Genomic DNA, 23,066 nt, shown 5'->3' with positions numbered 1-23,066 from the left:
AGGCGTAATCAATGGGATTATTTGATATTTTTCGTCGTCATCGCAAAGCACCAGAAGAAAGTTCACAAACTAGTAGCGAATCGACTAGCAATAGCACGTCATTAATGAACTCAGTTTCTGAGGCTGGTAGTGCTAGTCAAACCTCCACGACTGAATCAACCAGTCATTCCACTATGATGAGCGAAGCGGTAACTAGTACCGCTAGTGAGGAAACGTCGCAGTCACTTTCGACTTCCGTGTCAACCTCCGCATCTGTTGCTGCCAGTGTTGAAGAATCTGTGTCATCAACCAGTCAAGTAGAATCATCACTGTCGACTTCACCAGATGATCATGAAGCACCAGTTGAAGAAACTACCACAACTGCTAATGAAGAAGAAAATTCAACTGATGAGAGCGAAAATAAGTATGACCGCGGTCTGGAGAAGTCACGAACGGGTTTTGGCGCTCGGTTGAACCGTTTCTTGGCCAACTTCCGGCACGTTGACGAGGACTTCTTCGATGACCTGGAAGATATGTTGATTGAATCTGATGTTGGCTTTGACATGGCGATGAAACTTTCAGACGAATTACGAGAAGAAGTTAAGCTACAAAACGCCAAGAGTAAGCAGGAAGTTTCTAACGTCATTATTGAAAAAATGGTTGATCTGTACGAACAAGCTGGTGAAGGTGAGAACCCTAACCTGAACTTCGCTAAGGAAGGGCCAACCGTGATCATGTTTGTTGGTGTCAATGGTGCTGGTAAGACAACCACCATTGGTAAGATGGCGGCCCTCTTTAAGCATCAGGGCAAGAAAGTTTTATTGGCGGCGGCCGATACTTTCCGTGCTGGAGCAACTGAGCAGCTCGATGTTTGGGCTAAACGTGATGGTGTTGATATTGTGACCGGACCAGAAAATGGTGATCCGGCAGCGGTTGTTTTTGATGCTGTCCAAAAGGCTAAGAACCAGCATTATGATATTCTATTTGTTGACACAGCTGGTCGTCTGCAGAACAAGGTTAACCTGATGAAGGAATTGGCCAAGATGAAGCGGATTTTGACCCGTGAAATTCCGGATGCTCCGCATGAAGTGCTGTTAGTACTGGATGCCACTACTGGACAGAATGCACTGAACCAGGCGAAAATGTTCAAAGAAAGTACGGATGTGACGGGAATTGTCCTCACCAAGCTTGATGGAACGGCCCGTGGGGGGATTGTTCTTGCTATCCGCAACGAACTTCACCTGCCAGTTAAGTATGTTGGCCTGGGTGAAAAGGTTACTGACCTGCAGAAGTTCAATGCAAGTGAATTTGTTTATGGCTTGTTCCATGGGTTAGTCGATGTTGATTAGGTGGTGAACCGGATGGAAATCGAAAAAAACGAGCGAATCAACTCGCTATTTGAGTTTTACCAACCATTACTGACCGCTAAACAAAATCAATATCTTGAGTTGTATTATGCTGATGACTATTCCTTAGGTGAAATTGCGGAAAACTTTCATGTTAGTCGTCAGGCCGTGTACGACAATATTAAACGAACTGAAAAAATTCTCGAAGATTACGAGGCCAAGTTACACTTAGATGCAGAATTTCGAGCTCGTAATCGGCAAGCTGACGAGATTCAACAATACGTCAAAAAACACTATCCAAATGATGCCCAGCTGAATGAATTAGTGGGTCATTTGGAGAGCTTGGAGGAAGAATAAATGGCATTTGAAGGATTAACCGATCGTCTGCAAAAGGCGATGGAAAAACTGCGGCGGAAGCCCAAGGTTACCGAAGCGGATCTCCGCGAAACTATGCGGGAGATCCGTCTGGCCTTGCTCGAAGCCGATGTAAACTTTACGGTCGTTAAGGACTTTGTTAAGAAGGTCCGTGAAAAGGCTGCCGGGGCAGAGGTACTGAAGGGCTTAAACCCCGCTCAGCAAATTGTGAAGATCGTTAATGATGAATTGACGGCTTTGATGGGTGAAGAAGCGGTACCGTTGAACAAAGCTGCCCATATTCCGACTGTTATTATGATGGTTGGTCTTCAAGGGGCCGGTAAAACGACGACAGCCGGAAAATTAGCCCTGCGCCTAAAAGACGAAGAAAAAGCGCGTCCAATGTTCATTGCGGCCGATGTCTACCGGCCCGCTGCCATCACCCAGTTGCAACAAGTTGCTGACCAGATTGACGTACCGGTCTTTGAAAAGGGGACTGACGAAGATCCTGTGGAAATTGTTCGGCAGGGGATGGAAGTTGCTAAGCAGAACCATAATGATTACGTCATTATCGATACTGCTGGTCGTCTGCAAATTGACGAACAATTAATGGATGAATTGGCCAACATCAAGCAGTTGGTTCATCCAGATGAAATCCTGCTGGTCATTGATTCTATGACCGGTCAAAATGCGGTAAATACGGCCCAAGGGTTTGACGATAAACTTGATATCACCGGAGTTGTTCTGACTAAGCTGGATGGTGATACCCGTGGTGGTGCCGCTATGTCAATTCGGGCAGTCACCGGTAAGCCAATTAAGTTTGTCGGTGAAGGGGAAAAGATGTCTGACTTAGACGTCTTCCACCCTGACCGGATGGCTTCCCGGATCTTGGGAATGGGCGACATGATGACCCTGATCGAAAAGGCCCAAAAGGACTTCGATGAGGAACAAGCCCAAGCCACCATGGATAAGATGCGGGAAAATACCTTTGATTTTAATGACTTTCTCGCCCAGATGGACCAGGTTACCAAGATGGGTCCGCTGGAAAACATTATTAAAATGATGCCAGGGATGGCTAATAACCCGGCACTGAAGAACTTGAATATTGATCCTAAGCAAATGGACCATATCCGGGCAATTATCCTGTCAATGACACCAGAAGAACGGGAAAATCCAGATTTGATGAATCCGTCTCGTCGTCGGCGGTTAGCTGCCGGTGCTGGTCGGCCAATTGTTGAGGTTAATCGGATGATCAAGCAGTTCAACCAAATGCGGAAGATGATGAAGCAGGTTACAAATGGTAACATGAGTGGAATGCAGAACCTATTCGGTGGTCAAATGCCTGGTGGTCGGATGGGACAGATGGCAATGAACCGGATGGCCCGGAAGATGAAGAAGGATAAGCAGAAGCGGATCAAGAAACTACGGAAGCTGCGGAAAAAGAAGTAAAGTGTTTGGTTAAAAAACTTTCCGCGGATAAAATTTATACGATAATTTACAGCCAGCAAGGATAGCGTTGGTTCTGAAACCTGATTAACAATTAAATACACAACAAAGACTGACTAGTCTACTTTTATCAGTGCTTTATTTAAAATCACTGTTAGATTCTGACTAATCAGTCTTTTATATTTACCATTATTGCAAAATAAATGAAACTTTCTTAATAAATAGATTAATGAAATGAAAATGAACAGAGTTAGTTAATGACGTCAACTAAGTGGCCTAAAGTGGGGTTTACTTACGGATTAATTTGATACTAACGTCCTTTATCAATTGATTAATCAAATCCCCATAATCTTGTTATTAATATAACAAAGGCTTACAATTGTCTCTGAATAGCATTGGATAATAAACCATTTAAAAATTATCCAGCTTTGTTCTGAAAATGGAGTGATAAATATGTTATCAAAAAATAATCGTCAATCATTGCTAAAGGAGGATAGAAAATTACATTACGGTTTGCGTAAACTTAGTGTTGGTGTCGCTTCAGTATTATTATCAACCACTGTCTATTTGGGGGTTAGTCAGGGGCGAATTCTTGCTGATACGCAGATAGATCAAAATAGTCCTGTTCCTGTTAAGGAAGCACCGACTGTTCCTTCTCAATCGGTACAGACGCAAACAATTAACGTTAACGCTAACCATAATAATTCCAATACCCAAGCCTATTCACCACAACAATACGGAGTAGTTGCAGCCCAACAGAACGTTGATCAAGCTGAATCTGCTAACGTGCAGGCAACATTGCCGGATTCCGCTAACACAAATGCAGATGGGCAGAAGGTGATGGCAAAAAATAATACCGTACTAGTAAAGGTTACCTATCATAATGACCTGCTTAATGCGGAGCAACCTATCACCATTGTCATTTCTGATCCTTCTGGCAAGTTTATGGATGGGAAAAGGATGATGTTCGAACATTAGGAACCGCTTTTAACAGCAAAAATAATGGTGACGGAACATTTACCGTTACGCCTACCTCCACTAGGGATACCTCAGCTGATTTTACACTAGGCTTTACTCTGCAATATGGAAATAATGTCACGACCAATACTCAGGTTCCACTAACCATCACCATCAAGCGTGGTAATACCATGGTTAATACGAAAACATTTAAGCCAATTATTATTCCGTATACTGATAAGGTTGACCGAGCTGAAATCGCCCATGGTTGGGCAAGTAAGGATACTAAATCAGTTAATAAGAATGATGATAATTTACATGACATTCTTGAAGGAACTGCTGCCACTAAAGCTGGTGCCAATCGGCTCGCCATGCAATACATGGTCGAATGGAACTATGGCAGAGCAGGCAATACTAGTTCAACAATCCTTGCTCCACTGCAAACAGCTAACTTTACTGCTAAATTCAGTGCGGGTCAGACCTTGATACCTGACACTATCAAGGTTTTCAGAGTTTATCAACCGGATGCCGTGAATAGGGATGGTAGCCGGAAGGATATTAATGATACTTATAAAGATATTGCTAAGTATGAAAATGGCCAATGGATTTATGAAGATACGGCATTTGAGCAATTTCTTAAAGACCATTTGACAGTTACCACTACCACTAAGAATAACTCCAGTACGAAGGACCTAAGCTGGACAGAATATCAAAGTGAGTTAAACACATCCAAGAAAAATGGAACTGAACCACCGTTGGTAAACGGGATTCACTTTGATGAAAAGGACATGGCGCATGTTCATGTTACGACTGATCCCGCAGGTCAAACTCACGATTTTGCTCATAATGTGGGTGATAATAGTGATAAGACGGTAGCTGCACCCCACAGTACATTCTTCATTCAAATGGACACACTTCTTGACGCTAATATGCCAGCAGCGTGGACGCAGCCAGGTCAAGGGCCTGCAATCATTTATAATCCTGTTTCAGGAGACTTTAATGGTATCGGTACTAAAAAGGCCAGTTCAGTTTCTCCTGTTTTCCTAAATGGTGGAAACGGATTTACTCATGATATTAACTATGTTGCTACTTTGCACTTTGCGGATGTCACTAACAAAAATCAGATTGTTTCCTTAGATAGTGGGCATGGTGTGAGCCCGTTAAATGGTGATGGTGAAAACAATGCTGAGAGTGACACGAAGATTACCTTTAAGGATGCTCAGGACGAGATTAAAAACCTAAGTAAAGCTGGCTATATTTTTGTCGGCGCCTCACACGGGACTAAGACCAGTGGCAAATATATTTCATCTGACTTGTATGATGCTTCATCATCTCATCAATATGATGGTGATAAATACGGAACCTATGGTAATCCTGATTACAATGAACACCATAATGATAAGTATGCATTCGTTCATTCATTTACTTTAAATTTCGTTCATGGTACCAAACAGGCCACCGAGCAGAAAACGATCTCAGAAAATATTAAGTATATTCAAGAGGGCACCAACAAAGAATTGTATCCACAATACAATTCATCCACAGTTACTTTCTCTAGAACAATTACTCGAGATGCTGTCACAAATGCTGTTATTTCAACAACAGAGTGGTCAATTTCTGGTAGTCTTAAAGCCGTTGCTAACCCCAAAATCAATGAATACACAATTGATCCTGCTAAAATTACCGAAAAGCTTGATGGTAATGAAGTTACCTATGCAGCTACGGGTGCCGAAGGAATTGGCTCAATAACCTTTGATCAGTCGCAGATCGCTAGGTTGCCAAATGGCGGTATTATCGAAGTGGTCGTTCCATACATTAAGAACGCAAAACCAGCACAAGAGAATTACCATGCTAAAGTTCATTTTGCTGCCGTTAATCAAGAGAGTAACAAGGTGGAAAAGGACCTTGATAATGATGCCCAGACTCCAAATGGAATTTCTGCAAATGTTGGTCACTCCACTAGTGAGCCGATCACGTTTACTTATGGTACTGTTGAAAGTGCTATTCAAAAACTACAGCAAGAAGGCTATCAATTAATTGGAGTTTCCCAAGGCAACCGGACAGAGGCTGGTACTGAGTATGATGGTTCTAGATATTATCAGGATGGCAATTACCAAGACTTTATGCAAAATAAGGGATATGGTAACTACAGTGCCACTATCACCCCTGAATTTACTTTGAACTTTATTCACGGTACAACACAATCAGTCGAAAATAAGAGTATTTCCGAAACAATCAGCTATATTGATGAAAAGATAGGTAACTCTATCCATGATCCATATACTTCCGATAAGGTAACATTCAGTCGGGTTGTTACTACTGATAAGGTCAATGGACATAAAATCTATTCGGCTTGGAGAATTTCCGGCATTCTCAAAGCAGTTGCCAACCCAAGGATCAACAAGTACACAATTGATCCTACTAAGATTACTGAAAAGCTCGGTGGTAGAGAAGTCACCTACGCAGTTACAGGCGCTACAGAAATTGGCTCCATAACCTTTGACCAATTACAGATTGACGGTTTGCCAAATGACGGTATTATCGAAATCGTCGTTCCATATATTAAAAATGTACAGCCAACGCAGCCAACAGCGCCGACGGAACCAACCACACCGACGCAGCCGACAACGCCAACGGAGCCAACCGTGCCAACGGAGCCAACCGTGCCAACGGAGCCAACCACACCGACGCAACCGACAGCGCCAACGCAACCGACGACGCCAACGCAACCAACAACGCCAACGCAGCCAACTGTACCAACGCAGCCAACGACGCCAACGGAGCCAACCACACCGACGCAACCGACGACGCCAACGGAGCCGACAACACCGACCCAACCAACGACACCAACGCAGCCAACGACGCCAACGCAGCCGACCGTGCCAACAGAACCAACCACACCGACGCAGCCGACAACGCCAACGCAACCAACTGTACCAACGCAACCGACAGCGCCAACGCAACCGACAACGCCGACGCAGCCAACTGTACCAACGCAACCGACGACGCCAACGGAGCCAACCACACCGACGCAACCGACAGAGCCAACGCAACCAACGCAGCCAACCGTGCCAACGCAGCCAACTGTGCCAACACAACCGACGACGCCAACGGAGCCAACCACACCGACGCAGCCGACAACGTCGACGAAGCCAACGACGATGTCATCTGAACATTTGTTACCACAAACAGGTTCAATAAGTTCAGAAGGGGTTCTTGCCCTTGGATTGGCTTCATTCTTGTCGTTATTAGGTTTTGGCCTTGGCCACAGAAAAAATAATTAAGCCTGTCAAGAAAAAATACTTTACATTCTTTTTAAAGACTGGTATATTATTACCTGTTAACAGAAATCAGGGAGGTGCAAAGTATGTCCGTTAAAATTCGTTTAAAGCGTATGGGTTCAAAGAAGCGTCCATTCTACCGGATCGTTGTTGCTGACTCACGTTCACCACGTGATGGTCGTTTCATCACTTCTTTAGGTACTTACAACCCATTAACTACTCCAAAGCAAATTAAGTTTGACGAAGACGCCGTTATGGATTGGCTTCAAAAGGGTGCTCAACCTTCAGACACTGTTCGTAACATGCTCCAAAAGGCTGGCGTTATGAAGAAGTACCACGAAGCAAAGTACGCTAAGAAGTAGTGATAATCAATCATGACTGAGACAAATATTGAAGCGTTGGTTCGTAGTTTAGTAACCCCGTTGTTAAAGCATCCCGATGATTTAACGATCCATCAGACCACTGATGATCGGTTTGATCGCTATGTAGTCGATGTGCATCCTAGTGATGTCGGTCGTCTGATTGGACGACAAGGACATGTTGCTTCTGCACTTCGAACGGTAGTAGAAGGGGCACGTCCACGGCGTTCCAATTCAAAAAAGGTCCGGTTACTGATTAATGATCATCGTCATTAAATAAAAAACTCCCACACTTATCTGTGGGAGTTTTTGTCTTTTCAGGAGGAAAAATGGAATTCTATAACGTTGGAAAAATTGTTAATACGCATGGCATTCGTGGTGAAGTGCGCGTTATTGCCACAACAGACTTCGTTGACCAACGCTTTGCTAAAGGCGCAACTTTATACCTGGCCGGCAAGGGGAACCCACTAGCGTTAACCGTTGAATCTGCTCGTCCGCATAAGGGGTCAATGCTCGTCAAGTTTACTGGCTATGACAATATCAATGATGTGCAAGCTTTTCGTGACCATGAGCTGATGGTATCTGAGGAGGACCAGGAGCCGTTAGAAAACGGTGCCTACTATTATCACCAAATTATTGGTCTTGATGTTGAAACCTTGGGTGGTGAGCACCTCGGGACCATCAAAGAAATTCTGTCACCGGGGGCTAATGATGTTTGGGTGGTTCAACGTCCCGGCAAATCAGACCTATTGTTGCCGAAAATTGACCAAGTAATCAAGCAAGTGGATCTTGACAATCATGTTGTCAAAGTTGAATTAATGGAGGGCCTTGAATAATGCGAATTGATGTTTTAAGCCTTTTTCCTGATATGTTTAAGGCCACGATGGGCGAATCAATTGTGGGCAAGGCTCAGGATAATGGCTTCTTAGATATTCATGTCACTGATTTCCGTGATTATACGACTGATAAGCATAATCATGTTGATGATGCCCCGTTTGGTGGGGGCGCAGGGATGCTCCTGCAGGCCCAACCAATTTTTGACGCAATGGCAGCTGTTCATGAGCAGACTAAAGACCAATATTCGCGTGGCCGGGTGATTCTCATGGACCCAGCAGGCCGTCGTTTTGATCAAGATTATGCGCAAGAATTATCACAGGAAGACCACTTAACTTTCATTTGTGGTCACTACGAAGGCTATGATGAACGAATTCGCCACCTTGTCACTGATGAGGCTTCACTGGGCGATTATGTCCTCACGGGTGGTGAACTAGCGGCGATGGTTATGATTGATGCAACTGTCCGCTTTGTTCCTGGTGTCCTGGGCAATATGTCGTCACCAATGGGGGACTCATTCAGCAACGGTTTGCTTGAGTATCCCCAGTACACCCGCCCAGCTGATTTTCGCGGGATGAAGGTTCCAGAAGTTTTAACATCAGGCAACCACCAAAAAATTCGTGAATGGCGAATGAAAGAATCATTACGCCGCACCTTAGAGCGCCGGCCAGACCTATTAAAGACGGCTAAGCTTAGTAGGGAACAAGAAATTATGCTACAGGATCTGAAACTGGAACAAGATCCGAATGCACCAGAATAGGGGGGGAGTTGAATGAAAAAACTAATTCAACGACTATTCTGGAAGCAGGATCCGACAGTTTATTCTGATAAGGACGCTAAATTAACTCCCAGCCTCCATACCCTCGACTTGGTCGGCTTAGGAACGGGAATGGTTGTCGGTACCGCCATCTTTACCTTACCGGGAATCGTTGCGGCTGAACATACTGGTCCGGCAGTACCCTTGGCTTTCATAGTGGCAGCAATTGGCGCCGGACTATCTGCTCTAGCATATGCCGAAACATCATCCGTGTTACCATTCGCAGGTTCAGCCTTCTCGTGGATTAACGTTCTCTTTGGGGAATTCCTCGGCTGGATAGCTGGCTGGGCCTTGTTAGCGGAATACTTTATCTCGGTTGCCTTTGTGGCTTCGGGATGGTCGGCATATATGCGGGGTTTCCTGGGCAGCTTTGGTATTTACCTTCCCAAGGCCCTGACGGGGGGCTTCAATCCCCATAAAGGGTCTTACGTTGATATCCTGGCAGCTGTTGCTATCTTAATCGTTGGTTGTCTAATATCGCGGGGACTTCACCAGGTCAGCCGGATTGAAAATACAATTGTTTCCGTCAAACTATTAGTTATTTTGATGTTCATTGTGGTGGGTGCAACTGCAATCCATCCCCAAAACTACACCCCGTTTATCCCACCCCATGTACCTGGAACCACATTTGGTGGTTGGCAGGGGATCATTGCTGGGACCGCCCAAATCTTTATTGCTTATGTAGGATTTGATGCAATTGCCGCCAATACTGCTGAAACAGTCAACCCACAGAAAACGATGCCGCGCGGGTTGATCGGGACGCTGGTGCTTGGTACTGGCTTTTTCATTGCCGTTTCACTTGTGCTGGTGGGGATGTTTAAATACAACCGTTATGCAAATAACGCTGAACCAGCAGCCTGGGCATTGCGGCATTCTGGCCACTATATTACTGCTAACCTGCTTTCCATCGTTGCTATTGTCGGGATTTTCTCCGCCCTAATTGCTATCTTATTGGCCTCATCGCGATTAATTTATGCATTTGGCCGTGATGGCTTGTTGCCCCGGACACTCGGACACATTGATCATAAACATGTGCCTAATCGTGCGTTATGGTTAATTACTTTTCTGGCAATGATCCTGGGGTCGGTCTTCCCATTCACTTTTCTAGCAACGTTAGTCTCTGCGGGAACTTTAGTGGCGTTCATCTTTGTTTCTCTAGGAATTTATGCACTACGGCCACGGGAAGGTCAGGATTTACCAGATGCCCAATTTAAAATGCCATGGTATCCGGTGTTGCCAGCCGTCTCGGCCCTGTTCTCGTTGGTCATTTTCTGGGGATTAAACCGTGATGCCAAAATTATGATGGCCATCTGGTTCTTGATTGGCTTAATTGTCTACTTCGCTTATGGCATTCGCCATTCGATTATTAATCAGGAACATCAAGCAAAATAGGACTTGAAAGGATTGGCAAAAGCTAGTATAGTAGTTTATGGCTATTTAGCCGTGATTAACGGTATTCCGCTGCCCAAGGTGGACATGAATGTCGGCGAAAGGAAAGAAAATACTTATGCGTCAAAACAAGTTAATCGAAAAGATTACTGCAAGTCAATTACGGGATGACATTCCAGAATTCCGTGCCGGTGATACTGTTCGGGTTCACGCTCGAATTGTTGAAGGTTCTCGCGAACGTATTCAGATGTTCGAGGGATTAGTTATCAAACGTCACGGCTCTGGCATCAGTGCTACTTACACTGTTCGTAAGATCAGTAACGGTGTTGGTGTTGAACGGACATTCCCAGTGCACTCACCACGTGTTGCAAAGATCGACGTTATCCGTCATGGTCGTGTTCGTCGTGCTAAGCTTTACTACTTACGTGCTCGTACTGGTAAAGCTACCCGTATCGCTGAAAAGCGTCGCGACAGCGAAAAGTAATCTAAACGCTGGAACCCTTGATATACAAGGGTTCTTTTTTGTTTTAAAAATCAAATAATACTTTTAATCGTGAATTCTGAACTATTGATGGTACTTTAAGATAATTTCAATTGTCGAATAATGGTTAATCTAATATTGATGTCCAAACTAGGTAAAAAAACAAAAATATTAAGACAACTTTGTTTGTTTTCAACTGATAACAAATAATGTATGATAAAATACTAAAAGTGTTAATTACTAATGCAAGTAATTGCTGAGCTTAGCTTGTACAAAAGTAGTTAATACGCGATTAATCCACTGATAAGGAGAATCTAAAGGATGGGTATTATGTTCAATATAATCATTATTCTGATCGTATTATTTGTTATTTTTCGAGGTATTCATATTGTTCCTCAAAACTATGAGGGATTAATAGAAACCTTTGGTAAATACAAACGGACAGTTCAATCCGGGTTAGTTTTAACAATCCCAATTGTTCAGAAGATCCGCAAAGTTTCAATGGCCTTGCAGCCAGTGGCCATTGAAAAGTATTCAATTATTACTAAAGACAACTCCAATATTAGGGTTAGTTTGACTTTGAATTACTCAGTCGAAAACAGTTATAAATTCTTCTACAACAATACGGATTCAGAAACTTCCATGGTCCAACTCGTTCGTGGACATTTACGTAATATTATTGGTACCATGACTTTGGACGAAGCCTTAGGATCGACTGAAAAAATTAACTCCATGCTTTTTGACGCGGTCGATGGGTTAACGGCAATTTACGGAATTAAAATTGCCCGTGTCAATATTGATGAAATTATTCCAAGCAAGGAAATTCAAGAAGCTATGGATAAGCAATTAACTGCTGATCGGGAAAAGACAGCAGCAATTGCGAAGGCACAGGGGACTTCAGAAAGTATTAAGCTTGAAAACAAGGCCCAAAACGAAGCAACCGTTGCAACTGCAGAAGCAAATGCTAAAGCAAAGAAATTAGCAGCCGATGCCGAAAAATACCGGATCGATACCATTCAGGAAGCCTTGAATAATGCTAATGATAGCTACTTTAAGAACCAAAGCTTGAATAGTTTCAACCAATTGGCAGCTGGACCTAATAATCTGATTGTGATGGATAAGGATAACCTTACTAATCTCGGTAACTTGCCCGTTGCCAATGAAATGTTGAAGAAACAGGTATTCAATGGGAGTAATCACGAAGCGAGTGCCAAGGAAGATAATTAACTGTTACCTCCTTGAGCCTAAAACAACATCAAACTGAATAACTAACCTGGAAGGCATGCTCACGGTATTCGTCCGGAGCATACCTTTAATTGCCCTGATATGGGTAGCCAGTATAGACATATGTCTTCAAACCAGCAAAAAAGCACCACCTAATCATTAGCTCTTTGGCTAATAACTAGGTGGTGCTTAAGTTTTTCTAGTTAATTTGCTGCTGATTAGCGCCAAATAATACCGATAACGATTAACATAATTTCGCTGACTAAAATTAATTGAAGGTTAATAATCACGTTGAAAAAGGTGGTGGCCTTTTGGGGATCATGCACAAAAATCATGCTCCGCTGCCAGACGATTGGAATAGTTAGTAAACTACCTAATGTCCAGAAGGGGAGGTATTTAGCCAGCACGGCAACAATAATTGCAATGTATGCACCAGCATAACAAGCTAGCAGCAGTTTCAAAGCAGCATTACGACCAATGTAGTAGACCAGTGTCCGCTTGCCGATCACCACATCTTCGTCTCGGTCGCAGGTATTATTTGCCAACATAACGTTTGAAATAACTAAAATTGCTGGTAAAGCAACCAATAATCCCTTGAGCCAGAACCATGGATCAAAATGGGGAGCATTATAGATATTAATGTAGATCCCCAAAAGCGTGATATTATAACCCATGGTGATACCAGAAGCTGGTTCACCAAGCGGGGTCTTTAAAATAGGGTGGTGCCCACCAGAATAAGAGTAACCGATGATGAAACTCAGGCAACCAATCAATAGGAGGATCCAACCGGTTTTAATTGTCAGATAAATACCGATGATAGTGGCTAAACCGGTCAGTGAGCCGATCACTAAACGCGCCCATTTTAAGTCAATATGGTATCTAGCAATGATATTGTTCTGACTATGGGTAACTCGAGTATCTTTTTCGAAGCGTCGATAATCTGTATATTGATTATGGCCGTTGACTGCAAAGTGAAATGCGACCACCGCAATTAAAAGGAGCAGGGAATCGCCCCAATTAACCTGCCGATAGTAAAAAATCGCAAAAGTTAATCCAATTAAAAATGGTAATAGTGAAATTACAAAAGTTTGTGCTTGTAATAAAGCAACTAATCGTTGTCGATAATTAGGTAAATCCATATTAATCTCCTTTGTTGCTTACTTTACCAAAATGTTAACGGTGACAGTGTGAACTAATATGTCTGTCCAGACTCAGATTTAAAAATAATCGTTGGTTTTGGTGAAATCTCTAATTGTTGGCAGATGGAATCCATATCGTTATTGACATTGTTCTTCATTAAGTCGATCTGGTCTTGGCCAACATTTTGAATTTGATCATCCAAGATGAAGGTTACACTATTAACTTTCCCTGTCTTAGAGTCAATATCACACTTAACGTCTTTTAATGTTTGTGTTTGCGGCACGATGCTGTCTAACAGCTTTTGGAGCATATCTGCTTTCGCAAAGTTGTTCCCCATTTTGCTGATCTTTGGGTTGTCACCGACAATATCTTGTGCTTCCGCACTCATACTCATACTATTGACGAAACGATATTGGGCTTTGCTTAACTTGAAAGTGTGCAAGTCAAATTTTGATTTGTACGCGGTCAAGTATTTTTGTGGAACACTGTCGGCCACTTCTTTCTTGTAATTGGTGATCGCAAACAGGTAGACCTTAACCTTATGTGATTTAGCGACATCGAGTACCAAGCGTGGACTAATTTCCGCCTTGAACTTACCATTCTTAACCTTGGCCCATGCGTAATCATTGATCTTACTTGCGGCGTTCAGCTTGGCCGGACCCTGAGCAACGATCTTCGCGCCGTCAGGGGCACTGGTCGTTCCGGACACAATCCAGTGATCGGCAGCATTGACGGTTGTCTTGGTAACATCCACCTTGTAAATGTCAGATTTTCCGGAAGAAACCTTGTTTCCACAACCAGCCAAAATGACGGTCAGAAAACAAATGAACATAAAACATAGCTTTTTCATAATCATTCTCCTAATAGTTCAGCTTTTTATGTCTTCAGTATTTGGACATTGTCGTCGCAATTAAGAGGACTTTTTGTTTGTTATTTTTATGATTATTAATAGGGTGATTAACGCTTACCACTCATTTTCTCCCCGGATACTTGTATCATATAATAGAATCACTACTTTAGCTAGTTTAAATATTTATCAGTCGAATAATTATCAATGCAGTTAAGCGGGCCCAAGCCGTAAATAATCACGGTCAAATAGTTTAAATCTGTTATGGGTCGTGAAATAATAAATAAGTGATGTATTCTAACCAGTGGAGGAATCAAAATGAAACTCATTTCATGGAATATCGATTCAATTAATGCTGCCTTGACGGGAACGTCAACCCGCGCCGGTGAAACGCGTGATGTCCTGCATAAAATTGCAGGTGAGCATCCAGATGTAATTGCTATTCAGGAAACCAAGCTTTCCAAAAATGGACCGACTAAAAAACACCAAGCGGTTCTCCAAGAACTATTCCCGGAGTATAACGTGGCTTGGCGTAGTTCAGTTGAACCAGCACGGAAGGGGTATGCCGGTACAATGTACCTTTATCTGAATAAGTACACACCGACAGTAACCTATCCGCAAATTGGGGCTCCCGAGACGATGGATGATGAGGGCCGCATCATTACCCTTGAATTTCCGGACTTCTTTATCACGGAAGTTTATACGCCTAATTCTGGTAATGGATTGAAACGGTTAGCTGATCGACAAGTTTGGGACGATTGTTACCGTGAATACCTCCACAAGTTGGATCAGCAAAAGCCAGTCATGGCTAGTGGTGACTTTAATGTTGCCCATGAACCGATTGACTTGGCCCATCCGGAAAATAATCACCATTCTGCTGGCTATACCGATGAAGAACGGGAACACTTTACTAAATTGCTTGGTGCCGGTTTTACCGATAGCTTCCGTCACCTGAATCCAGATAAGGCCGGAGCTTACTCATGGTGGGCGCAACGAGTCATCACTAGTAAGCAAAACAATTCTGGCTGGAGAATTGACTACTGGCTTGTCAGTGACCGTTTAGCGGATAAAATCCAGGATTCCAAGATGATCGACTCAGGTAAACGGCGCGACCACACTCCAATTGAATTGGATATTAACCTTTAAAACGATTAAACCGCGGGCTCTTGAAACAAAGAACTCGCGGTTTACTTTTGCATTTTTAATATTATTACCTGTCCATCCGCCGTGCCCGTAATGCCCAGAGGATCGATACGGTATCAATCACTTCTTGCAGCATGGCACCGACAAAGGCCGGGATGATCCCCGTTGAGGCGACAAGCATTAAAAGGGTACAGATGGCAATACCGATCAAAACAGCTTGTTTAGCTACTTTGATGGTATCTTGTGAAATGTCAACCGCGGTAGCGACCTTACTTAAGTCGTCCCGCAGAATCACAACGGAAGCTGATTCACTCGCCGCGGTTGCACCATGAGCTCCCATGGCAATGCCGACATCGGCGGTGACAAATGATGGGGCATCATTAACCCCATCCCCAACCATAAAGACGGGGTGTTGGTCTAATGGCACGTTTTTTAATGCATTAATCTTATCTTGTGGTAAGAGGTTGGTGCGGACGTCAGTAATCCCAACTTCTTGTGCCACATTATTGGCAATCGCTGCTTGATCACCAGTCAGCATCATCAGGTGGTGGACACCCATTTCTCTTAATTGTTGCATGGTTGATACTGCTTCGGGGCGAATATGGTCCCTAAAGGCGATTGCGCCGCGGTATTGACCATCGATGCTAATGTAGATTGCGGTAGTTGCTAATAAAGGTTGTTGACTGTCAGGAGCCACAAACTTTAACTTACCAGCTTTGACTTCCTGACCATCGACCGCGACCTGAATCCCTTTACCGGTTGTTTCAATTAGCTTACCAACTGGTAATAGTTGAATGGAGCGTTCTTCCGCATAAGCTAAGAGTGAACGGGCCAAGATATGAGACGAATTCTGCTCGGCACTCGCTGCTAACTGGAGCAGGTGGTCATCCGCTTCACCATTGACCGGTAATACTTCATCTACGGTTAGCTGACCATTGGTAATGGTGCCGGTTTTATCAAATGCTCCGGTTTTAGCTGCGGCCAATTTTTCGAGGACGCTCCCGGTTTTGACCACAATCCCATTCCGTGATGCCCGGCTCATTCCCGAGACCATAGCGACGGGAGCAGCCAGGATCAGTGGGCATGGGGATGCCACTACTAGGACTTCCGCAAACCGAGCGGGATCGCCAGCCCACCACCATGCCGCAGCGGCAATGATAATGGCAATCGCCGTAAATGGTACGGCATACCGGTCGGCTAACCGAACGAAGTGGGCCGGGGTGGTTTCTGCCGTTTGAACTAACTTAACCACTTGCTGGTACTGACTATCGGCCGCCAATTTGATTGTTTGCATCGTGAAAGATTGGTCACCATTAACCGAACCAGACATGACTTCATCATTAATTTCCTTGCTGACTGGTTTGGATTCACCAGTTAGTGATGATTCATCGACCGTCGTTGAGCCTTCAATAATTTGACCATCAACTGGGACTAATTCCCCGGGCTTAACTAATACGTGGTCGCCAATTTTGAGGTCGTTAACACTGACTTCCTTAATACCATCAGCAGTAATTAGATGCGCTTTCTGTGGTGAATTATCCAGTAAGGACTTTAATTCACTATTAGCCTTGCGGGCGGCGTAATCTTCTAAGGCATCACCACCGGTTAACATTACCAGAATTACCATTGCCGCCCAATATTCGCTAACCGCCAGAGTAGCGACAACCGCCATAATAGCTAGCAGGTCGACCCCGTAATCACCTTGTTTAATGGACTTCACCATACCCACGAGCATGGACAGGGCCACAATGGCCCCGACAATTGTGACTAGACCCTGGGCGAATAGCGGAAAGTGTAATCCATACTGGAGAAACACTGCAATTAAAGCCACAACAATAATGATGCTTAACTTTTGCTTATTAGATAGTTTTTGCATTGCCAATCCCCCCAACTCCAACTCTCTTACTTTAATTATACTGTATGGCGGATTGTTTTTGTCTTTTGGCGGGCGAAAAGTGTACAATTATTGATGGTGATAATATGCAGAATAAAGTGAATTCAAAACTTCAACCATCAACGAAAGAACAGGTGCAGCGACGGTTGGCCCGTTTACAAGCCCATGAGCCGCTGGCCCTCAAAGCCCATCTTGATAGTCTGAATGATGGTATTATTGCCATCATCATTACCATTATGGTGCTCGAAATTCCGTTGCCGAGCCAGGCAGCCGTTTCTTACCATGACTTTTTGAAAGCCATTTTTATTTTTGGTGTTAGTTTCTTTGTTGTGGCCAATTTTTGGTATGAATTGAACCGGATTTTATTAATGCTGAAGCAAACGAGTAAGCAACTGATTATTTGTGATTTTATTTTCTTAGCGGTACTAGGTTTGCTACCTGTGTTGACAAAGTGGATGATGGTCGAACCCAGTCGGTTAGCCGTTTTAGATTACGGTGTTGCTTACTTGGCCGCTAATTTAATGAAAACCGTTATTTCAGTTTTCGCGTGGGAACAGTTGTTTACGGAAATTGATGGTAGTCCCCATATGTTTGCCGTTAAAATGGGGCAACGGCTCCTTTTATTGCTAATCATTAACGTGATTTTGCTAATTTTAGCGTGGTTCTTACCACGATGGATTTTATTGGCTTATCTGCTAATGTCGATCTTGGACTTCTTCTTCCCTGAAAAGACTGCGGTGGATCAGCGTGTCCAAAATTAATTTGAAAAAGTGATTGACAATTATGGTTGGCGATAGTACAGTATGGTCAATCAATGTCCTTTAATTTAGTCCCGTGAGGCTAGAAAGACGACTTTTTCAAAGTGAACAATTAACTTTAAAAACTTCGTTAACACCAGGCCTCCACTGACCTGGTGTTTTTCTTTAGGACAAATTTTATCTAAAGGAAGTTTAATCTTATGGCTCAATTACCACTTGTTAAGTTACCCCACTTTGTTACTGTTGAAGATTTATCATCAGACCAAGTGCTGTCATTAATTCAACGGGCAGAATATTACAAGCAAGGCGGTCAAGTGCCAACGCTAACGAAGCCGGTATATGTTACTAATGCCTTCTTTGAAAATTCAACGCGGACCCACACTTCATTTGAAGTTGCGGAAAAACGATTAGGCTTAACCGACATCTTCTTCGATCCCCAACACTCTTCAGTTAAGAAGGGTGAAACGATGTACGATACCATGTTGGTCATGGATGCCCTTGGGGTTGACTTAGCAGTTATTCGCCACTCCAAAAATGCTTACTATGAACAATTAATTCACCCCGCAGCTGGTTCCCACCTCCACATGGGCATCGTTAATGCCGGTGATGGGTCAGGTCAGCACCCATCCCAATCAATGCTTGATATGATGACTATTCATGAACACTTCGGTCATTTTGACGGCTTAAAGGTAGGGATTATCGGTGATATTACTAATTCCCGTGTTGCCGGATCAAACATGGAAATTCTGAACCGACTCGGCGCTTCCGTTTTCTTCTCTGGTCCTGATTACTGGTACGATCACGCTTTTGACAAGTATGGTAAATTTATGCCACTGGATGACCTGGTTGGTGAAATGGATGTTCTGATGCTCCTCCGGGTTCAGCATGAACGTCATGCCGGGGATGCGAACGAAGCAAAGTTCTCTGCGGCTTCATACCACAAGAAGTATGGTATTAACCAGGAACGTTACAATCGGATGAAGAAGAATGCCATCATCATGCACCCAGGTCCAATTAACCATGATGTTGAATTGGCTGGTAGTTTAGTTGAAGCACCAAAATGCATGTTCTACAAGCAGATGCAAAATGGGGTCTTCATGCGGATGGCCATGCTTGAAGCTGTCCTCCGTGGTCGTAAGTTAGGTGGTTTAGACTAATGCAAAGGTTGATTAAGGGTGGCACTGCTTTTGTGAATGGCCAATTGATTAAGGCAGATGTTCTGGTAGCTGATACGAAAATTAAAGCGATTGGTGAAAATCTGGCGACAGATGGTGTTGACCAGGTGATTGATGCAACCGGCAAATTAGTAGCTCCCGGTCTGGTCGATGTTCACGTTCACTTCCGCGATCCTGGCCAAACTTATAAAGAAACGGTCGCCACTGGTTCGCGGGCCGCTGCTCATGGTGGCTTTACGACGGTTGGCGCCATGCCCAACGTTGACCCGGTTCCGGATACTCCTGATAAAATCCAGGCCATGATTAAACATAACCATGAAGATGGGGTCGTTCATATTGCCCAGTACGCATCAGTCACCAAGAACCGTCAAGGTCAACAGGTGGTTGATTTTCAAGCAATGAAGGATGCCGGGGCCTTTGCCTTCTCCGACGATGGTTCTGGAATTCAAACCGCTGGTGAAATGTATCAGGCAATGAAGGGCGCGGCCCAAGTCAACTTACCAATTGCGGCCCATGTTGAAGATAATTCATTGCTCTTTGGCGGCATTATGAACGCCGGCAAGCGGGCAGATGAATTAGGCTTACCGGGAGCACCGAGCGTTTCTGAATCAGCTCAGGTCGCTCGTGACTTGGTACTAGCCAAAGCAACTGGTGTTCATTACCATATCTGTCATGTTTCGACGAAAGAAAGTGTCGAATTAGTCCGGTTGGCCAAGGCCCATGGCGTCCATGTTACGTGCGAAGTATCGCCGCACCACTTATTATTGGCGGATCGTGATATCTCAGCTAACAACTCTTATTACAAGATGAATCCGCCATTGCGGCATGAGGATGATCGCCAAGCAGTTATTAAAGGATTGCTGGATGGCACAATCGACTTCATTGCTACGGACCATGCACCACATTCAAAAGAAGAAAAGCCTAAGGACGATATGCGCGGTGCAGCCAATGGGATTACGGGATCTGAGACCGCCTTTGAAACGTTATACACCCACTTTGTTAAATCAGGGGTCTTTACTTTAGCGCAGTTACTCAATTGGATGACTGCCAAGCCCGCCGATATCTTTGGTTTATCCCAAGCCGGTCATTTGGAACCAGGCAAACCGGCCGATATTGCCATTTTTGACCTCAATACCGAACGAACAATTACTGAATCTTCTTACCTTTCAAAAGGTGTTAATAATCCATTCACCGGTCGAAAGGTTTTTGGAACAACTGACTTAACGTTAGTAGATGGTCAAGTCGCTTACCAACGTAAATAGGGAGGAACTAAGTATGTCTGATGTACGCCTTGCGGTTGATTTACCGGGCTTAAAGTTGAAAAATCCTGTAATGCCAGCTAGTGGTACTTTTGGCTTTGGGGATGTCCCCCAGGCAAAGAAATATGACCTCAACCGTCTCGGTGCGATGGTGATTAAAACAACAACACCGGCAGCACGGACAGGTAATCCCCAGCCCCAGATTGATGTTCTTCATGATGGGGTCTTGAATGCCGTTGGCTTAACGAATTCTGGTGTTGACGCTGTTTGTCAGACGAAAATTCCTGCTTTACGTCGTCAGTATCCTGATTTGCCATTGATGGCGTCAATTGGTGGGGCGAGTGAAGACGATTATGTGTCAGTTGCCCGTAAATTAGCGGCAACTCAGCAAGTCGATGCGCTTGAACTAAACATTTCCTGCCCGAATGTAAAACACGGTGGGATGGCTTTTGGGACTAATCCAGTTGTTGCTGGTAACTTAACTAAGGCGGTTAAACAAGCATGTGGCGATGTTCCGCTATACGTTAAGTTAACCCCGAATGTTACTGATATTGTGGCCATTGCCCAAGCGGTGGAAGCAGCGGGCGCAGATGGGATTAGTATGATTAATACCCTCTTGGGGATGCGGATTGATATTGAGTCTCGGCAACCATCGCTCGGCAATGTTATGGGTGGCTTGTCAGGAAACGCCGTTAAGCCAGTCGCCGTTCGGATGATCTACCAAGTTGCACATGCGGTTAAAATTCCGATTATCGGTGAAGGGGGAATTTCAACTGCAGAAGATGTGATTGAATTCTTCTTAGCTGGAGCGTCCGCGGTTGAAGTGGGTTCTGCTCATTTTCACGATGCTTTAGCCATGCCCCATATTATTGAACAACTTCCCCAAGTGATGGCACGGTGTGGAATTGGCTCATTAGAAGAACTACGTGAACAGGTTAAAGCTTCATTTAAATAGCAAAAGGGAGTGAGACAGAACTAGCTTGCTAGTTCGTTTTCGAACCCCCGCAAGCACAAAGAGGACTCTAGTGTTCGGAAAACCGAACACTAGAGTCCCTTTGTGTACTGCGCTGTAGCATTTTCAACTATATGTTACAATCTGTACTTTATTACTGCTTAATTAGCACCATGGGTAAAGTCAACAACCATCCGACCAACAATCTTGCCGGCCTTCATTTCATCAACAATGTCGTTAATTTCCGAAAGCTTTCTCGTGTGGACAATTGGATCAATGGCGCCTTCTGCGGTAAGTTCAAAGGATTCTGCCAAATCTTGACGAGTCCCAACTAAGGAACCAACAATTTCAATGCCATCAAGGACTGTCTTGGCAATTGGAACATCAATATCACCCTTTGGCAGTGAAACGGCGACGACCCGACCGCCAGCACGAACGGACCCAAGGGCCTGGTCATAGCAGATTGGGGCAGTAGCCGTGACGATGGCTGCTTGGGCCCCACCAATCTTATCTTGGATTTCTTTGGCTGGGTCAACCTTAGATGAGTTGATGACCATGTCAGCACCTTGTTGCTTAACTTCGTCCAATTTAGCATCATTAATGTCAACAGCAATGACATGTGCTTTGAAGACATTCTTAGCCCATTGAACACCGAGGTTACCTAACCCACCAGCACCATACATTACCAACCATTGACCAGGTTGAATTTGACTGGTCTTAATGGCCTTGTAAGTTGTTACTCCCGCACAGGTAACTGACGTTGCTTTAATTGGGTCCAAGTTAGCAGGAACTTTAACGGCGTAGTTAGCCTTAACGATACAGTATTCAGCCATAGCGCCATCAACGGTGTAGCCAGAATTAAGGGCATGCCGACAAAGGGATTCGTTACCAGTGACACAGTATTCACAGTGCCCACAGCCGGAGTAGAACCAGGCAATTGATACCCGGTCACCAAGCTTTAAACTAGTAACTCCGGGACCTAATTTAACAACCTTACCGATTCCTTCGTGACCAGTAATCCGGCCCGGAACCTTACCAAATTGACCTTCAGCGACGTGTAAGTCGGTGTGGCAGAGACCACAATATTCAACTTTAACCAATGCTTCACCCGGCTTCAGGTCACGAAGCGTAACATCCTTAATGTCAAAATATCCATCACATTGTGGACGAACAACAGCAGCTTTCATGATTAGTACCTCCCAAAAAAACTAAACATCTCCGAGGTAAAATTATCTCGTTGCTACTTTTCCTTCTCAACACCGTTAATATACCATTGAAAAAATTAATTAGCAAGCGCTCACATGTCTATGAATTCTTAATTATTGAACGTAAACTTTACTAAAATTATATTTGGAAGTTTTGTAATCCATTGCCCTTGTAACCGGTTGACATATCCTAAACTAGTAAAATTTTAGTGGTTATGAACTACTA

At 44.1% G+C, this 23,066-nt stretch carries 21 protein-coding genes; 17 read left to right on the top strand and 4 right to left on the bottom strand.

Going from position 1 to position 23,066, the window contains the following annotated elements:
- The first annotated feature begins 11 nt into the window (after window positions 1-11).
- The 12 genes from ftsY to FD27_RS06160 all read left to right on the top strand — a co-directional run bounded on the left by ftsY (window position 12) and on the right by FD27_RS06160 (window position 12,470).
- On the top strand, window positions 12-1,328 hold the full coding sequence (gene ftsY / locus FD27_RS06215) for a signal recognition particle-docking protein FtsY (protein ID WP_057751145.1): 1,317 nt from the start codon (window positions 12-14) through the stop codon (window positions 1,326-1,328).
- 12 nt (window positions 1,329-1,340) lie between these two features.
- Window positions 1,341-1,682, top strand: a complete 342-nt coding sequence (locus FD27_RS08815; RefSeq protein ID WP_057751142.1) for a putative DNA-binding protein — start codon at window positions 1,341-1,343, stop codon at window positions 1,680-1,682.
- Window positions 1,683-3,128 (top strand): signal recognition particle protein, encoded by a 1,446-nt coding sequence (gene ffh / locus FD27_RS06205; RefSeq protein WP_057751139.1) that lies wholly within the window; start codon window positions 1,683-1,685, stop codon window positions 3,126-3,128. It abuts the gene before it with no gap.
- 450 nt (window positions 3,129-3,578) lie between these two features.
- Complete coding sequence (locus tag FD27_RS06200) at window positions 3,579-4,103, top strand: YSIRK-type signal peptide-containing protein (RefSeq protein ID WP_057751136.1); 525 nt, start codon at window positions 3,579-3,581, stop codon at window positions 4,101-4,103.
- A 170-nt stretch (window positions 4,104-4,273) separates the two neighbouring features.
- Window positions 4,274-7,366, top strand: a complete 3,093-nt coding sequence (locus FD27_RS06195; protein ID WP_057751133.1) for a mucin-binding protein — start codon at window positions 4,274-4,276, stop codon at window positions 7,364-7,366.
- Between the two features lie 83 nt (window positions 7,367-7,449).
- A complete protein-coding gene (gene rpsP / locus FD27_RS06190) occupies window positions 7,450-7,725 on the top strand; it encodes a 30S ribosomal protein S16 (protein ID WP_057751130.1) in 276 nt (91 codons plus the stop codon).
- Between the two features lie 12 nt (window positions 7,726-7,737).
- Window positions 7,738-7,998 carry a KH domain-containing protein gene (locus FD27_RS06185; protein ID WP_057751127.1) on the top strand — a complete coding sequence of 87 codons (261 nt, stop codon included), beginning with the start codon at window positions 7,738-7,740 and terminating at the stop codon, window positions 7,996-7,998.
- A gap of 53 nt (window positions 7,999-8,051) precedes the next feature.
- Window positions 8,052-8,558 carry a ribosome maturation factor RimM gene (gene rimM, locus FD27_RS06180; RefSeq protein ID WP_057751124.1) on the top strand — a complete coding sequence of 169 codons (507 nt, stop codon included), beginning with the start codon at window positions 8,052-8,054 and terminating at the stop codon, window positions 8,556-8,558.
- Window positions 8,558-9,316, top strand: coding sequence for a tRNA (guanosine(37)-N1)-methyltransferase TrmD (trmD, locus tag FD27_RS06175; protein WP_057751120.1), 759 nt, complete (start codon window positions 8,558-8,560; stop codon window positions 9,314-9,316). Before rimM ends, trmD begins: the two co-directional genes overlap by 1 nt.
- Before the next feature lie 12 nt (window positions 9,317-9,328).
- Window positions 9,329-10,765: an APC family permease gene (locus FD27_RS06170; protein ID WP_057751117.1), complete on the top strand. Its 1,437-nt coding sequence runs from the start codon at window positions 9,329-9,331 to the stop codon at window positions 10,763-10,765.
- Between the two features lie 115 nt (window positions 10,766-10,880).
- Complete coding sequence (gene rplS / locus FD27_RS06165; protein ID WP_057751114.1) at window positions 10,881-11,246, top strand: 50S ribosomal protein L19; 366 nt, start codon at window positions 10,881-10,883, stop codon at window positions 11,244-11,246.
- Window positions 11,247-11,564: 318 nt separating this feature from the next.
- Window positions 11,565-12,470, top strand: coding sequence for an SPFH domain-containing protein (locus FD27_RS06160; protein ID WP_057751111.1), 906 nt, complete (start codon window positions 11,565-11,567; stop codon window positions 12,468-12,470).
- A gap of 215 nt (window positions 12,471-12,685) precedes the next feature.
- Here FD27_RS06160 and FD27_RS06155 read toward each other — a convergent pair whose 3' ends face one another.
- Window positions 12,686-13,606, bottom strand: a complete 921-nt coding sequence (locus FD27_RS06155; RefSeq protein WP_057751108.1) for a prenyltransferase — start codon at window positions 13,604-13,606, stop codon at window positions 12,686-12,688.
- A gap of 53 nt (window positions 13,607-13,659) precedes the next feature.
- On the bottom strand, window positions 13,660-14,457 hold the full coding sequence (locus FD27_RS06150) for a hypothetical protein (RefSeq protein WP_057751106.1): 798 nt from the start codon (window positions 14,455-14,457) through the stop codon (window positions 13,660-13,662).
- 315 nt (window positions 14,458-14,772) lie between these two features.
- Here FD27_RS06150 and FD27_RS06145 point away from each other — a divergent pair, with 315 nt between their 5' ends.
- Window positions 14,773-15,600, top strand: a complete 828-nt coding sequence (locus FD27_RS06145; RefSeq protein ID WP_057751103.1) for an exodeoxyribonuclease III — start codon at window positions 14,773-14,775, stop codon at window positions 15,598-15,600.
- 64 nt (window positions 15,601-15,664) lie between these two features.
- Here the strand turns inward: FD27_RS06145 and FD27_RS06140 are convergent, their stop codons facing one another.
- Window positions 15,665-17,473, bottom strand: a complete 1,809-nt coding sequence (locus FD27_RS06140) for a heavy metal translocating P-type ATPase (protein WP_057751100.1) — start codon at window positions 17,471-17,473, stop codon at window positions 15,665-15,667.
- Between the two features lie 65 nt (window positions 17,474-17,538).
- Here FD27_RS06140 and FD27_RS06135 point away from each other — a divergent pair, with 65 nt between their 5' ends.
- The 4 genes from FD27_RS06135 (at window position 17,539) to FD27_RS06120 (ending at window position 21,638) form a co-directional block, all read left to right on the top strand.
- The gene (locus FD27_RS06135; protein WP_235803018.1) at window positions 17,539-18,252 is read left to right on the top strand and encodes a TMEM175 family protein; all 714 of its coding nucleotides are present in this window, start codon (window positions 17,539-17,541) and stop codon (window positions 18,250-18,252) included.
- A 197-nt stretch (window positions 18,253-18,449) separates the two neighbouring features.
- Window positions 18,450-19,406 carry an aspartate carbamoyltransferase catalytic subunit gene (locus FD27_RS06130; RefSeq protein ID WP_057751095.1) on the top strand — a complete coding sequence of 319 codons (957 nt, stop codon included), beginning with the start codon at window positions 18,450-18,452 and terminating at the stop codon, window positions 19,404-19,406.
- A complete protein-coding gene (locus FD27_RS06125) occupies window positions 19,406-20,686 on the top strand; it encodes a dihydroorotase (RefSeq protein ID WP_057751093.1) in 1,281 nt (426 codons plus the stop codon). The genes FD27_RS06130 and FD27_RS06125 overlap by 1 nt, the downstream gene beginning before the upstream one ends.
- Before the next feature lie 13 nt (window positions 20,687-20,699).
- Window positions 20,700-21,638 carry a dihydroorotate dehydrogenase gene (locus tag FD27_RS06120; protein ID WP_057751089.1) on the top strand — a complete coding sequence of 313 codons (939 nt, stop codon included), beginning with the start codon at window positions 20,700-20,702 and terminating at the stop codon, window positions 21,636-21,638.
- Window positions 21,639-21,796: 158 nt separating this feature from the next.
- Here FD27_RS06120 and adhP read toward each other — a convergent pair whose 3' ends face one another.
- A complete protein-coding gene (gene adhP / locus FD27_RS06115) occupies window positions 21,797-22,822 on the bottom strand; it encodes an alcohol dehydrogenase AdhP (RefSeq protein WP_057751087.1) in 1,026 nt (341 codons plus the stop codon).
- Between the last annotated feature and the right edge of the window lie 244 nt (window positions 22,823-23,066).

It is taken from the genome of Limosilactobacillus frumenti DSM 13145 (genome assembly GCF_001436045.1).
Classification (GTDB): Bacteria; Bacillota; Bacilli; order Lactobacillales; family Lactobacillaceae; genus Limosilactobacillus; species Limosilactobacillus frumenti.
This window is presented reverse-complemented; position numbering and strand designations above follow the sequence as displayed.

Excerpts from the sequence above, each read along its gene's own strand:
- FD27_RS06145 (WP_057751103.1), top strand. The coding sequence starts at position 14,773 with ATGAAACTCATTTCATGGAATATCGATTCAATTAATGCTGCCTTGACG.
- FD27_RS08815 (WP_057751142.1), top strand. The coding sequence starts at position 1,341 with ATGGAAATCGAAAAAAACGAGCGAATCAACTCGCTATTTGAGTTTTAC.
- FD27_RS06125 (WP_057751093.1), top strand. The coding sequence starts at position 19,406 with ATGCAAAGGTTGATTAAGGGTGGCACTGCTTTTGTGAATGGCCAATTG.
- FD27_RS06140 (WP_057751100.1), bottom strand. The coding sequence starts at position 17,473 with ATGCAAAAACTATCTAATAAGCAAAAGTTAAGCATCATTATTGTTGTG.
- ffh (WP_057751139.1), top strand. The coding sequence starts at position 1,683 with ATGGCATTTGAAGGATTAACCGATCGTCTGCAAAAGGCGATGGAAAAA.
- FD27_RS06120 (WP_057751089.1), top strand. The coding sequence starts at position 20,700 with ATGTCTGATGTACGCCTTGCGGTTGATTTACCGGGCTTAAAGTTGAAA.
- rimM (WP_057751124.1), top strand. The coding sequence starts at position 8,052 with ATGGAATTCTATAACGTTGGAAAAATTGTTAATACGCATGGCATTCGT.
- FD27_RS06155 (WP_057751108.1), bottom strand. The coding sequence starts at position 13,606 with ATGGATTTACCTAATTATCGACAACGATTAGTTGCTTTATTACAAGCA.
- adhP (WP_057751087.1), bottom strand. The coding sequence starts at position 22,822 with ATGAAAGCTGCTGTTGTTCGTCCACAATGTGATGGATATTTTGACATT.
- FD27_RS06160 (WP_057751111.1), top strand. The coding sequence starts at position 11,565 with ATGGGTATTATGTTCAATATAATCATTATTCTGATCGTATTATTTGTT.
- FD27_RS06195 (WP_057751133.1), top strand. The coding sequence starts at position 4,274 with ATGGTTAATACGAAAACATTTAAGCCAATTATTATTCCGTATACTGAT.
- rplS (WP_057751114.1), top strand. The coding sequence starts at position 10,881 with ATGCGTCAAAACAAGTTAATCGAAAAGATTACTGCAAGTCAATTACGG.
- FD27_RS06170 (WP_057751117.1), top strand. The coding sequence starts at position 9,329 with ATGAAAAAACTAATTCAACGACTATTCTGGAAGCAGGATCCGACAGTT.
- FD27_RS06200 (WP_057751136.1), top strand. The coding sequence starts at position 3,579 with ATGTTATCAAAAAATAATCGTCAATCATTGCTAAAGGAGGATAGAAAA.
- ftsY (WP_057751145.1), top strand. The coding sequence starts at position 12 with ATGGGATTATTTGATATTTTTCGTCGTCATCGCAAAGCACCAGAAGAA.
- FD27_RS06150 (WP_057751106.1), bottom strand. The coding sequence starts at position 14,457 with ATGAAAAAGCTATGTTTTATGTTCATTTGTTTTCTGACCGTCATTTTG.
- FD27_RS06130 (WP_057751095.1), top strand. The coding sequence starts at position 18,450 with ATGGCTCAATTACCACTTGTTAAGTTACCCCACTTTGTTACTGTTGAA.
- rpsP (WP_057751130.1), top strand. The coding sequence starts at position 7,450 with ATGTCCGTTAAAATTCGTTTAAAGCGTATGGGTTCAAAGAAGCGTCCA.
- trmD (WP_057751120.1), top strand. The coding sequence starts at position 8,558 with ATGCGAATTGATGTTTTAAGCCTTTTTCCTGATATGTTTAAGGCCACG.
- FD27_RS06185 (WP_057751127.1), top strand. The coding sequence starts at position 7,738 with ATGACTGAGACAAATATTGAAGCGTTGGTTCGTAGTTTAGTAACCCCG.